At 42.4% G+C, this 13,140-nt stretch carries 13 protein-coding genes; 4 read left to right on the top strand and 9 right to left on the bottom strand.

All coding sequences use genetic code 11. The features are described from left to right. Positions 1-2: 2 nt before the first annotated feature. The 3 genes from IGK63_RS06065 to IGK63_RS06055 all read right to left on the bottom strand — a co-directional run bounded on the left by IGK63_RS06065 (position 3) and on the right by IGK63_RS06055 (position 2,374). Positions 3-656 (bottom strand): histidine phosphatase family protein, encoded by a 654-nt coding sequence (locus IGK63_RS06065; RefSeq protein ID WP_008379766.1) that lies wholly within the window; start codon positions 654-656, stop codon positions 3-5. Positions 657-673: 17 nt separating this feature from the next. Then, a complete protein-coding gene (gene trmL / locus IGK63_RS06060; RefSeq protein WP_008379765.1) occupies positions 674-1,177 on the bottom strand; it encodes a tRNA (uridine(34)/cytosine(34)/5-carboxymethylaminomethyluridine(34)-2'-O)-methyltransferase TrmL in 504 nt (167 codons plus the stop codon). A 354-nt stretch (positions 1,178-1,531) separates the two neighbouring features. After that, a complete protein-coding gene (locus IGK63_RS06055; RefSeq protein ID WP_016613256.1) occupies positions 1,532-2,374 on the bottom strand; it encodes a methyltransferase domain-containing protein in 843 nt (280 codons plus the stop codon). A gap of 102 nt (positions 2,375-2,476) precedes the next feature. On the opposite strand from IGK63_RS06055, the gene IGK63_RS06050 reads away from it, so the two are divergent. Then, positions 2,477-3,118 carry a copper homeostasis protein CutC gene (locus IGK63_RS06050; RefSeq protein ID WP_016613255.1) on the top strand — a complete coding sequence of 214 codons (642 nt, stop codon included), beginning with the start codon at positions 2,477-2,479 and terminating at the stop codon, positions 3,116-3,118. A gap of 75 nt (positions 3,119-3,193) precedes the next feature. Here IGK63_RS06050 and IGK63_RS06045 read toward each other — a convergent pair whose 3' ends face one another. Continuing rightward, the gene (locus IGK63_RS06045) at positions 3,194-4,975 is read right to left on the bottom strand and encodes an ABC transporter ATP-binding protein (protein WP_005236718.1); all 1,782 of its coding nucleotides are present in this window, start codon (positions 4,973-4,975) and stop codon (positions 3,194-3,196) included. Continuing rightward, positions 4,962-6,713, bottom strand: coding sequence for an ABC transporter ATP-binding protein (locus IGK63_RS06040; protein ID WP_016613253.1), 1,752 nt, complete (start codon positions 6,711-6,713; stop codon positions 4,962-4,964). The genes IGK63_RS06045 and IGK63_RS06040 overlap by 14 nt, the downstream gene beginning before the upstream one ends. Positions 6,714-6,857: 144 nt before the next feature. Here IGK63_RS06040 and IGK63_RS06035 point away from each other — a divergent pair, with 144 nt between their 5' ends. Next, complete coding sequence (locus IGK63_RS06035) at positions 6,858-7,694, top strand: AraC family transcriptional regulator (protein ID WP_005236722.1); 837 nt, start codon at positions 6,858-6,860, stop codon at positions 7,692-7,694. A gap of 59 nt (positions 7,695-7,753) precedes the next feature. Here IGK63_RS06035 and mgtE read toward each other — a convergent pair whose 3' ends face one another. From mgtE to IGK63_RS06015, 4 genes are read right to left on the bottom strand one after another with little or no spacing between them, the layout of a single operon-like run. Next, positions 7,754-9,118 carry a magnesium transporter gene (gene mgtE / locus IGK63_RS06030; RefSeq protein WP_005229714.1) on the bottom strand — a complete coding sequence of 455 codons (1,365 nt, stop codon included), beginning with the start codon at positions 9,116-9,118 and terminating at the stop codon, positions 7,754-7,756. Positions 9,119-9,135: 17 nt separating this feature from the next. Then, positions 9,136-10,035, bottom strand: coding sequence for an RluA family pseudouridine synthase (locus IGK63_RS06025; RefSeq protein ID WP_034872214.1), 900 nt, complete (start codon positions 10,033-10,035; stop codon positions 9,136-9,138). Positions 10,036-10,039: 4 nt separating this feature from the next. After that, positions 10,040-10,837: an NAD kinase gene (locus IGK63_RS06020; RefSeq protein ID WP_301280263.1), complete on the bottom strand. Its 798-nt coding sequence runs from the start codon at positions 10,835-10,837 to the stop codon at positions 10,040-10,042. A gap of 5 nt (positions 10,838-10,842) precedes the next feature. Continuing rightward, positions 10,843-11,511, bottom strand: coding sequence for a GTP pyrophosphokinase (locus IGK63_RS06015; RefSeq protein ID WP_005236729.1), 669 nt, complete (start codon positions 11,509-11,511; stop codon positions 10,843-10,845). Positions 11,512-11,707: 196 nt separating this feature from the next. On the opposite strand from IGK63_RS06015, the gene IGK63_RS06010 reads away from it, so the two are divergent. Together IGK63_RS06010 and IGK63_RS06005 are read left to right on the top strand one after the other, a co-directional pair. Beyond that, entirely contained in the window at positions 11,708-12,286 is a 579-nt protein-coding gene (locus IGK63_RS06010; RefSeq protein WP_008379748.1) for a CYTH domain-containing protein, read from the top strand. A gap of 105 nt (positions 12,287-12,391) precedes the next feature. Then, complete coding sequence (locus tag IGK63_RS06005) at positions 12,392-13,048, top strand: DsbA family protein (protein ID WP_008379746.1); 657 nt, start codon at positions 12,392-12,394, stop codon at positions 13,046-13,048. Positions 13,049-13,140 lie beyond the last annotated feature (92 nt).

The raw sequence follows: 13,140 nt of genomic DNA, 5'->3' as shown, positions 1-13,140 counted from the left end.
GTTTACAATAAAGCGTCTAATCCTGCCTGATTGCTTAAAAAGCTTGCTTCATTCCAAAGTTTCAGCTCAAAAGGCAGTACTTTTTGGTCATTGGTCTCTAAAAGGCTTAAGCTGTTGTTGACTAGTCCACCTTGCTCTCTTAATTCGGCTAATGGTTTGCCTGCAAGCCACTGGATAGCAGCCGTAAAGGATGCCCCATGACCGACGAACAATAATGGGCCTTCATGCTGCATCACCGCATCCATGACGACGGTCTCGATCCGGCTCAATGTTTCTTGGATCGGCTCTCCCTTAAAGGCACTGGGATCGTAGCGATCAAGATGATTACGCAGATCAGTCAATTGTTGAGGATACTTCTCATGCATTTCATCGATAGAACGTCCTTCTAATTCACCAAGTCCGATCTCACGCAGGTTCTCATTATAAATAATTTCAACAGGGTGATGGAGCCTTGTTTGGATCTCTTGGGCAGTTACTTTTGCTCGTAAAGACGTGCTTGAATAAATCTTCTCAAAAGGAATAGCAGCCAGATGATCACCGAGCAGTTTGATCTCTTCATGACTTTCCGGCAATAACGGTGAATCCCCTAGCATCCCTTGAAAGCGGCGCGCTTGGTTCCACTCTGTTTTTCCGTGACGGGTAAAGTATAATTGCATCGAACAAGCCTCGTTTCTTAATCTAGTTTGTCGTTCTCATAATGGTGTGTCAATTCCAGCTGTGGGAAGCCTTGCTGCCGCAAAACTTCATAAATGATCAAAGCAGCCGTATTTGATAGATTTAGGGAACGAACATGCTCATCATTCATCGGAATGCGTAGGCATTTTTCGGCATGCTCACGCATAAAGCTTTCCGGAAGCCCCGTCGTTTCTTTCCCAAAAATAAAGAACTGATCATCATCTGCGGTATAATCGACGTCAGAATACACGCGATTGGCAAATTTCGAGATCAGGTACAACGGACGCTCTCCTAAAAAGTCCATAAAAGTAGCCAAATCTTTGTGATAGGTGATATTGACATCATGCCAATAATCAAGTCCTGCCCGCTTCAATTGCTTGTCATCCGTTGAAAAGCCTAGTGGCTCTATTAAGTGTAAATGAGTATTTGTTGCTGCACAAGTACGTGCAATGTTCCCCGTATTGGCCGGGATCTGAGGTTCAAAAAGAACGATGTGATTCATAGATAAAAACTCCTTTCGATCGGATATTGCCGATCGGTTCTCGCATTGATTTGTGTCTCTGTATCTTGCGTTTTACAATTGATTCTCAATAGCTTCTTCAATAACTTCTATAGTACCATATTTTGGCACGCTTGTTTTTCTAGAAACAACATTTTTTGTGTGCTTTTTTGGGCATAAAAAAAAACGTACCAACTCGGTGTCGATCACTGCGAGTCGTTACGTTAGTGAAGCTCTTTTCACTAACTTTTATCAGAACAGGAACCTGATAAAAACCAATGAAAAATGACTTGAGAACAATATATCACTCCCATGGCATGATTGCAAGAGTAAATAACAAAAAAGTTCAAAATATTTTCAGGAAATTTTCGCAATCAACACCTCAACATCAACAGTTATCTGTGCCAAAGGGGTTTGACGCAGCTTTTCTTTCCTTTCCTCCGAAGCCCCCCACTCTAACGGCGACATGGCAAGTAAATCTTGCCGATTTTCTTCAGGAATCGCAAAAACATGCGTTACTCTTTGACGGGATGCGGTGGGATAGTGTTCAAAAAATTTGCTAACGACCCGCTCATTCGAATACTGCTGTTTTGTTTCGTCATCAGGATAAAAAGCGGCTCGTAGTTCTTTTAAATAATCCGCTGCTGGGACGACTTTGATCAACTGGCCACCCTTTTTTAGAATGCGGTTGAACTCCCCGTAATTTGACGGTGAAAACAGATTGAAAATCGTATCAAAGCTCGCTTCAGCAAACGGTAACTTAGTCAGATCCGCCACACACCAAAAAGCGGGTACGTTTTGATTGGTAGCTAGATAGACCCCGTCTTTGGCTATATCAAAACCGACAGCCGCTTGGGTCTTTTCATTGACCATCTGTGCAAGGAAACTGCCTTCACCGCAACCGACATCTAAAAGATACTCAGCATCCCCCAAAGCTGCTTTGATGGTCTCAAGGACTGGTGCATACATGCCGCTAGCGATCATACGTTGACGCGGCAAAAACAGTGCTTGATCATAATCTGCTTTAACTTGATGATCCAAAAAGAAAAGTGTGCCTTTCTTTGATAAGTCAAATCGATGACGATTTGGACAAACCAAGCCATTTTCGGTCGGGAAAAATGCTTGGCGGCACAACGGACATTCAAATAAGTGATAATGGGCGTTTAAAAAAAGGCGCCCGCGATCGATTTTTTTTAACATTCAACTTCCCTCATCTCTGCTCTACTTTAGCATATTCTTGTGGTAGAATGCTAGTGGATAGAATAACAAATCAATTGAACACCCATCTATTGGAGGTAAATCATGTTAAAAGAATTTTGTGCAGAAAATTATACCAATATTCCCTTAGCAATCGCCCGAGGTGCCCAACGCATCGAACTCTGTGATAATTTAGCAGTCGGCGGAACAACACCAAGTACCGGCGTGCAAGAAGAAGTCCTGCAATATGCTGGCGAAAAAGGAATACCCGTTATGACGATCATTCGACCTCGAGGCGGTGATTTTGTTTACAATGATACAGAATTGAAAATCATGCATACCGACTTGATCGAAGCAAAAAAATTAGGAACAGACGGCGTTGTTCTAGGTTGCTTAACACCTAGCGGTTGGTTGGACGAAGAAGCATTGGAGCTATTGTTAGAAACTGCAGAAGGCTTGCAGGTTACTTTTCACATGGCATTCGACGCGATTCCTGCAGCGCGTCAATTCAAGGCGATCGATTGGTTAGCTGAGCATGGCGTACAGCGGATTTTGACCCATGGTGGTACTGCAGGCACCCCTATCGAAGCAAATTTCGATCGTCTGAAAGAATTGATCGCCTATGCTGGTGAGCGTTTAACGATCTTACCTGGCGGTGGCATTTCCTATGAAAATGCCCAACAAGTTGCTGATATACTAGGTGTAAAAGAAGTTCATGGAACCAGAATCGTTGACCTTAACGATTGAGATTGAGGGACACAAAAGAATCACGCAAAGAAACCCCCACAAACGATGGTAACGCATCATTTGTGGGGATTCTTTTTATATGGCTTGCAGTAAGTCGTATTGTGATTGATACAAATGGTGGTACAAGCCTTTTTGTGCCATTAGCTGATCATGGTTACCAGATTCAGCGATCGTTCCCCCCGCCACGTAAAAGATTCGATCAGAATTTTTGATCGTGGACAGCCGGTGAGCAATGATAAAGGAGGTTCTGCCTTCTAACAGCTTCAACAATCCTTCTTGCAGCAATTCTTCTGTCTTCGTATCGATACTTGAGGTCGCTTCATCTAAGATCAAAATTTTTGGATCAGCCAACAACGCTCGGGCAAAGGAAATCAGTTGCCGTTGCCCTGCAGATAAAGTGCTTCCTCGTTCTTCGACGACGGTTTGATAGCCGTCTTTCAACTCCGTGATAAAGTCGTGAGCACGGACGATTTTCGCTGCTTCGATGATCTCTTCTTCTGTTGCATCTAATTTTCCATAGCGAATATTCTCTATGATCGTTCCTGAGAAAATAAAAGTATCTTGCAGCATGACCCCCATTTGTGAACGCAGCGATTCCAGCGTCACGTCACGAACGTCCATCCCATCTACTTTAACACTGCCTTCATTGACATCATAAAAGCGGCTCAGCAAATTGATGATCGTGGTCTTCCCTGCACCAGTAGGGCCAACCAAGGCAATGCTTTCCCCGGGTTCGATGTGGAAATTGACATCAGAAAGAATGTTTTTGCCTTCTTCGTATCGGAAGGTCACGTGTTCAAAATCAACGGTCCCTTTCATCGTCGGCAATACTTTTGCATCTGGTTTGTCTTCGATATCTGGGACTTCATCCATCGTTTCAAAAATCCGTTCAAGATAGGCTGTTGCTGTAATCAAAGAATTATAAAAATTCCCGATATTGATGACTGGATTCCAGAAATTATTGATATAACTGATAAAAGCGATCAGAGTACCTGTGCTGACAGCGACACCAATTTGGCGAATGCCGACAAAATAAATCAAACAAGTCGTAATGACTGAAATGTTTTGCACCCCAGGCCACATGAGAAACTGAATTTTGACAGCTTTCATCCAGGAAGTCCGATAATCATTGCTGACTTCTTGGAAAATCTCTGCATTTTCTTCTTCCCGTGCGAAGGATTGGGTAATCTTGATGCCGGCAATACTTTCATGAATGTAAGCATTTAAATTGGACTGTTTATTACTCAACTCCTGATAGGCTTTGCGCTGGTTATTTTTGATTACCATCACCATGATGAACAAAATTGGCAGCAACGCAAGGGAATATAGGGTCAATTTGAAGTCGATCGCAAACATAAAGATCAAGGTGATGATGACGTTGAAAACATCGGAAATCAAATTGATCAGGCCATTACTCAACAGGTCACTCAGTGTATTGATGTAGTTTACGATGCGGATCAAGATCTTGCCATGGGGCCTTGTATCAAAATAAGAAAACGGCAGCCGCTGCAGATGTTCAAAAATATCAAAGCGCATATCCTTCAAAACATCTTGCCCAATATTCGTGATATGGTAAATACGATAACGCATGCAGACGCCAATAACGATCAAGGTCACTAAAAAGGCAGCTCCTAAAAGCAGCAATTGATTGACATTTTTCTCAGGAATCGATGAGTCGATAGCGATCTTCGTGAAAACGGGCGCCAGCATTCCTGCTAAGTTTGCTAGGATGATCGTAAATAGTACTTTTCCAATACTTTTTTTATACGGTACGACGTATTGGGACAAACGCTTGAAATCCTTCCAGCTAAATTCCTGGTCTAATTCCTCATCCACATCAAATTTATTTCTCGCCATCGTCTTCACCTCCTGACAAACCTAATTGTTTTTGATACACTTCATAGTATTTACCTCGCAGTTTGACAAGTTCTTCGTGGGTGCCTTGTTCAACGACCCGCCCTTTTTCCATCATCAAGATCTGATCGGCTTCTCGAACGGAGGAGATGCGATGCGCAATGATGAACGTCGTTTTCTCTCCTGTTAATTTTGTCAGCTCTTGTTGGATCTTCGATTCTGTCTCCATATCGACGGCAGACGTCGTGTCATCCAAAATCAAGATCGATGGATCTTTGGCTAAGGCCCTCGCAAGAGAGATCCGTTGTTTTTGTCCGCCAGAAAGTCCGACGCCTCGTTCACCGACAATCGTCTCGTAGCCTTGAGGCATTCGAGAAATAAAGGTATCTGCATCGGCGACTACGGCCATTTGCCGAATAAAGCCTTCATCTGCTAAAGGATTTCCAAAAGCAATATTGTCAGAGATGGTATTAGAAAACAAGAAGACATCTTGCATCACCATTGAAATGTTTTCCCGCATTTGGCGCACAGGATACTCTTTGGCATTTTTTCCATCAATCAATACTTCCCCTTCAGTCGGGTCATAAAAACGTCCGACTAAATTCACTAAGGTCGTTTTTCCTGAGCCGGTTTCGCCTAAAATCCCTAACGTTTGTCCCGGCCCGATGGTGAAGTTGATGTTTTCCAACACATTTTGATCCGGGTCATCTGAAAAGTGGAACGAGACATCTTTGAATTCCACAAACCCATTGATCGGTTCTAATTTTTCTTGTTTGTGAACCGGTATTTTCGATTCTTGTGCTAGCATTTGTCGGATTTTGATACAAGCTGCAGAAAATCGCTGAACATCGTTGATCAACCAACCGCTCATACGCATAGGGTTATTCAACATCCATAGATAGCCATTAAATGCAACGAGATCACCTAATGTCATCTCCCCATTGATTACGAAAATTCCGCCTAAGACTAAGGCAATGACTGACAAACTTCCTGCTAAGCCATCAAGCCATGGCAGATAAGTGCGGGAAACTTTGGCAGATGCCATGTTGCGGGTCTTAAAATCTTCGTTGTACGAGCGAAATTTTTCGATCTCAAAATTTTCACGAGCAAAAGCTTTCACCACCCGATTGCCGCCAATATTTTCTTCTACCATTGAGTTCAAGCGCGAAAAGCTCTCACGAATATCAAAAAACAGTGGGTGTGCTTTTTTAGACATGCGATTCGTCAACAGAAAAATGATCGGTGTGACAGCCACCAATGTCAACATCAATTTCCAATCAATAAAGCTCATGACCACCACCGCAGAAAAGAACCACAAGATACATTCAGCGATATTATAGGTCACCCAAGAAACAAAGTGGCGTATGGCATCAGTATCCCCGGTCATTCGTGCCATAATATCTCCAACCCGTGTGTGATTAAAAAAGTCGAAATCCAATTCCTGCAGTTTCTGATACAAGTCTTCCCGTAAATCGTATAGCGTATTTTGTCCGACCCGTTCAAATAAAATTTGATAACTATAGCGGACAATGGTGCGAATGACGGTCGTTGCGATCATGATCAACAGTAATGGAATCAATAAGTGCGTTTTTTGCTGATTGATGACATCATCGATCACCATTCCTCCCAAGTACGGATTAACAATGATCAGCGCTGCATTGATCACTAAAAACAGGATCGCCAATATGATTTTTCCGCGGTTCTTTTTGGCATAGCGCCAGATCCATTGTGTATTACTCATCTAATTCCCCCTCTCGTTGTTAAGCTTAGCGTTTTGAAAAGCGATTTGAATGGTTTTTCTTACTCATTTTGATGTAAAATATTAGTAAGAAGCACCATTCCCTTTTTTTATCGGAGATGGGCACCAAATTGGAGTGAATCAGCCATGAATTTAGTTAACCCTCGAACCTTCAATCCCGAAATCATCTATCTCTTTGACCCATGGACGCAAGCAGAAAGTCATGGAGAAATGCACCATCATGACTTTTTAGAAATCAGCGTCTTGTTAGAAGGAGAAAGTACGTATTATTTTGAAAAAGAACCAGCGAAGAAAATTCGTGCTGGCAGTGTCATGCTTTTTAATCCTGGTGTCGACCACTGCGAGTTACAGCCTAAAGGCACTCGCTCCCACCAGTTGCATATTGGACTGAAGAATATTTCCTTGGAAGGATTCAAGCGAAATTTTTTCCCCAACAAGCACCCATTGTTAGAATTAGGCAAATACCATCATCAAGTTTTGGAAAAAGCGTGGCAGTTGGTGCGAGAAAGCAGTGAAGAGCGGGATGAGTTTCAGTTGATGCAAAAAGCTGTCTTGATGGAGATGCTCGTCTATATTTTACGCGGACTAAATGAAGACCACATCAATGTCGTTCCTTACCTTTCCAAAAGCCAAAGAAGACAACAACAAATCGTCAACTATACCGTCTATTATTTGGAAAATCATTATAAAGAAGAAATCACCTTGGAAAAACTGGCACAAGATCAATTTCTCAGCCCGACGTACCTTTCCAAGATTTTTAAAGAAGCGACAGGGGTCAGCCCCATTAACTATTTGATAGAAATCCGCCTAAAACGCGCCAAAGACATGCTAAAAAATGACAACCTCACGATCAAGGAAGTCGCCTCTGCAGTTGGCTATCAAGATGCCTATCACTTTAGCAAGTCTTTTAAAAAACTTTATGGCGTCTCTCCTTCTGGGGTGTTGCCAAAACCAAAAAATTAAAAAGCAAGCCAATGATTCTTCACTCGAAGAAAAATCATCGGCTTGCTTTTATTTTTTATTCATTGAATAAAATAGTTCATAAAAAGACTGGCAATATTGAAATAGATCAAAACACTGGTCAAATCACTGAGGGTCGTAATAAACGGACCGCTCGCCACTGCCGGATCAAACCCAAGCTTATCCATTAGCATCGGAATCAAACTTCCCGCTAAGTTGGCTACTGTGATGGCACACATCATAGCCATCCCGATCACAAACCCTAGAATCGGATTTTGTTTCCAGACAGCCACAATAGCAAAAATCGTCAATCCGGTAATAGCTCCTGTGAAAAGTCCTGTAAGCACCTCACCGACCACTGTTTTCATAAAGCTATTTTCTTTATCATCATTGATCGCCAAGCGGCGTACGGCTACCGCTAAAGATTGGGTACCGGCATTGCCGGCAGTTCCGGTGATCAGTGAGATAAAGACGGCGAGAATACTTGCTTCACTAACTAACTCTTCATAATGGCTGATTAAACTGGCGGTTGCCATTCCGAGAAAGAGTAAGGTGATGAGCCAAGGTAACCTTCTCGAAGAAGCTTTGATCGGGTTTTCACTGACTTCTTCTACATTGACCCCTGCCAAACCCGAGTAATCACTGGCTGCTTCATCATCGATAACGTCGATGATATCATCGACGGTCACGATCCCTAATAGGTGATCGTCATAATCGGTGACTGGCAATGCGAGAAAGTCATAATCCCGGAAGGTCTGAGCGACATCCTCTTGGTCATCTCCAACATGAACCGACATCACCCGCTCGTTCAAAATATCAGCAATCATGGTATCTTCATCATTGATGATCAAGTCTCTTAAAGAAATAACGCCCACAAGTTTGTTGTCGGTATCCACGACGTAAATATAATAAATCGTCTCAGCAACATCTGCGGCATTTTTTAAGACATACATCGCTGAACGAACCGTTTGGTTGGCAACAATGGAAACAAACTCGGTTGTCATCAATGATCCAGCTGTTTCATCTTCATAATGCAATAGTTCTTTGATCTCGCTAGCGGCTTCAGCAGTCATCAGACTCAAATATTTGGCCGTTTGTTTCTTGTCCAATGTATTCAGTAGATCGACAGCATTATCGGTATACATCTCTGCTAACATCGTTGCAGCATATGCCGGCCGCATTTCTGAAAGATAGTCCACCATGTTTTCATCGTCTTCTTCAATGACGTCAAACATGTCTGCCAATTCTTTCGGCGATAGATACGTATAGACGATTTGTCGATCGTCTGCTTCTAGAGATTGGTAGAATTGACCCTGCTCGTAGATATGCAGATCCAAGAATGCCTCACGAAATCCCTGGATATCATTGTCTTTTAGTGCTTGATTCAGTTGATCAAATCGTTCGGTTAATTCTTGATTTTCATCCAATCTCTTCACCTCATTTGTTATTGCTTATCGATAGCTGAACAAACAGCGGCCATGTCTGCAGGTAAAGGCAGTTCAAAAGCCAACGGTTCATTCGTAAAGGGATGCTGGAATTGCAGCTGACAGCAATGAAGTGCCTGTCGTCTGATCCCAAAAGCCATTGGTCCCCCATACATCTCGTCTCCTAGTAAGGGACAACCGATTGCAGAAAAATGGACCCTTATTTGATGTGTCCGGCCTGTGTGTAGTTGAATGTCGACTAATGCGCAATCTGAATTGCGCTGTTTTAGCCAATACTCCGTACGTGCCTCTTTTCCTTCTTCACTGACCTTGCGTTTCAAAAGCGAGGTCAGGTCCCTAGCGATAGGCAAATCGATCTCGCTATGGGCGGATAATGCGGAAAGATCTCCCGCAACGAGGGCTTGATATTTTTTAACAACTTGCTTCTTCCGTAACTGGCTATCCAGCTTCGCATGGGCAAAGCCGTGTTTTGCAAAAAGCATCAATCCTGATGTGTCACGGTCTAAGCGAGTCACTACATGGATCACTTGATCTTCATAGTGTTGCGCTTGATAGTAGGCCTTGACTCGATTGGCCATCGTGCCAGTCGGATGATATTGCGCAGGAATCGATGAGATGCCAGCCGGCTTATTCACGATTAACAGATGGGCATCTTCATACACAATCTCAATAGGTGTCGGATCAGCCAGCATCGTTTCATGTTCCCCTTCAGGAGGAATTACAATAGTTACCCTATCATTTTGCGCCAAAGAAAACAAGACGTTTTGCTCGTGGTCGTTCACAAATATCTTTCCGCCTTGAAATTTTATTTTCGCTAGCAGACCTTTGGATACTCCTTGTTCCTTCAAAAAATATTTGACTTGCTGCCCTTGTCCGGTATATTGATACGTAAATTCCATGAGTTTATTCTTCTCCAATAAAGGAATCTTTGACACGATTCCAAAAATGCATATGCCGATAAGACGCAAAATGAATCCGTTCATCGGCAATCCGGTAATAGATTGCGTCGATTTCTTCTTGCTCGATGGTAAATTGATCAATCGTCACTAAATAGTCGGTACTTTGTTGCAGTTGCACTTTGACCCACTCGTGATGACCCACGACGATCGGTGATCCAAGTGTCCGAAAGACGCGATTGTTCAAAGAAGCAATCTCTGCTAATTGAAACGCATTGATACTTGGGTGCAATACTGCCCCACCAACACTTTTGTTATAGGCAGTTGAGCCGGTTGGCGTTGAGATCGAGAGGCCATCCCCGCGAAACTTTTCAAAGAGGTCTTCTTTAATAGAAATATCGGCAACCATGGTGCGATTGCCGCGTTTGATCGTTGATTCGTTCAATGCCAGGAAATGCTTGTCTGGTTTGCCATTTGCATAAGTGATTCGGACATCCAATAAAGGATAACTGACACTCTTTTGATGGTCATTGCATAAAGACTCTACCAATTCATCCAATTCATAGTCACGCCAATCTGTATAAAAGCCGAGGTGTCCCGTATGGACCCCTAAAAATTGTACTTGGTCTAACTTATGGTTGAACAAGTGAAAAGCAGAAAGAAGCGTACCATCTCCACCAACAGAGATCACTAATTCAGGGTTCTCTTGATCGATCTTGTTTTCAGACTGCTCCAGGAGGACAGTTAAACGCTTCGTCACTTCTACTGACTTGCTTTCTTGATTATGGACGATTGCCACGCGGATGCCTTTCATTCTGATTCCTCCTTCGGCAACTTGGGCGTGTCATGTCCGCCGCGTTTGCCTTTCCCATGAGAAAACAACCGCTGTGCCTCTTGGATCTCTTCACGAATATTAGACATCTCTTCATCTAGCTGGTAGGCTGCTTCTGCCGAACGTCGTAGTCGCTCGCTAATTTCATCGGGAAATTCCCCTTGGTATTTGTAGTTCAATGAATGTTCAATCGTTGCCCAAAAGTTCATCGCCAGTGTACGAATTTGTACCTCTGCTAAGATAATTTTTTCTCCATCGATCAATTGAACTGGATACTCGATCACCAGATGATACGAGCGGTAACCACTGACTTTTTTATTGGTAATATAGTCACGTTCAATAATGACTTTCATGTCTTTACGTGTCCGCAACAGTTCAACGACTTGGTGAATGTCTTCCACAAACTGACACATGATTCGCAAACCGGCGATGTCAGACATTTCTTCTTCAAGACGATCCAGTGCGATTCCTCGTAATTTGCTTTTTGTTAAAATGCTATCTACTGGCTTGACACGCCCCGTGACAAATTCAATGGGAACATGTTTGTTTTGTTCCCGATATTGTTTTCTTATGCCTCTTAATTTTACTTTTAATTCTGAAACCGCCTGTTCATAAGGCGCTAAGAATTCTTCCCAATCTCGAATCATTCTTCTCCCTCGATTCTGTTCATAACATACCTCTTATTCTACCATACTCTTGGAATAAAACTGAATGGACAGAAGTGCAGAAACAAAAGATTTTTTTGTCTGCCCCAATCGTTTCCGCTTTTCTTTGTTTAGTTTCTTTGACGGAATAGCTGAAACAGCGTACACTATGTTTGCAATAGAAAGAGAGTGAAAATCAATGGTCGAACAAGTAGAGATTGAATATAAAACAATGTTGACGGAAAAAGAATACCACCAGTTGCTTGCTTATTACAAATTGTCAGAAAAAGCCTTCAAGACGCAAACCAATTATTACTTTGATACGCAAGACTTTAAACTGCGAGAAAAGCATTTTGGCTTACGCATTCGCACGACTCCTACCAATGCAGAATTAACGCTAAAGACCCCCATTGAACACGGTCTGTTAGAAACGACTGATCCTTTGACAATCGAAACCGCAGCGTCATTGATCGCGTCAGAAAAAATTTTAAAAACAGGTGTGGTTGCTCAACGCTTAAAAGCAGCGAATATCGAACCTGATTCATTACACATGATCGCAGCATTAAAAACGAAACGGGCGGAATTTCCGATCAATGAAGGATTACTTGCTTTGGATGAAAGCTGGTATGGTCAACAGCATGATTATGAGTTAGAGCTAGAAGTCAGTGAGCCAATTCAAGGAAAATTTGCCTTTCAATCGTTATTGCATTCTTTTGGTGTTCCTTACCGACCAGCAAAAAACAAGATCATTCGAGCCGTTGAAGAAAAATCATTGTAGGATGCCCTTTTGCTTACTTTTTTCGCGTTTTTTTGCTATATTTAATAAAACATACTTATTTTGTTTTTCAAGTTACTCAAGAATCTTAATTGGGGAGAGATTCAAATGATCGAACTTTTTTTATTTATTAATCCGATTGGGCCTATTTGTTATGATATCGAAAAAGAGATTCTCAACAAATTAAACACGAGCCGCAAAAAAATCCATTTGCAGATCCTGCCTTTCGTTAACTTGTTTTCCGTAGGTGTTTCAATGGACTATTTGTCCATGAATAAGGCGGATTTGGTCTTGCGAAATGAACAGACCAACCAAATCTATGCTGCGTCATTGGATTATAAAGCAGCCCAGTTGCAAGGAAAAAAAATTGCTCGGGATTTCTTATTGAAATTGCAACAACGGATAGGGATCGAAAAACAGGAATATTGTGACACCTTAGTGAAAGATCTATTTTCAGAAACGAATGGTGATTTAGAGATGTTCCTAGAAGATCGTACATCTGAGTTAGTGAAAAAGAACTTTGCCACCGATCAGAGGGTAGCGAAAGACATGGGCATCACGATCACACCTTCTGCTGTGGTGTATGATTTTTCAAGTGAAGAAGAATATGGGGTCCTTTTAGAAGGATCAGAGGAACTGAGAAGTCTTCCTCTCGTCTGTGGTACAGCAACAGAACTCGATACATTTATGCAAAAAGCTCAGTCTTTGAAAGCACCAAAACTTTCCACTATTCATGAAATTGATCGAGGGTTGATTCTTTTATGAAACCCTATTCAATAGCGACGCTGCGCAGCGAGCCAAACGATGATCTTGTGTTTGGCTCGCTGCGCAGCGTTTTTCATTGCGGGAGGAACAAA

The organism is Enterococcus sp. AZ040, from assembly GCF_050499185.1.
In the GTDB taxonomy this organism is placed as follows: Bacteria; Bacillota; Bacilli; order Lactobacillales; family Enterococcaceae; genus Enterococcus_D; species Enterococcus_D entomosocium.
Note: the sequence above shows the minus strand (reverse complement) of the source record. Positions and strands in the feature narration are given on the sequence as shown.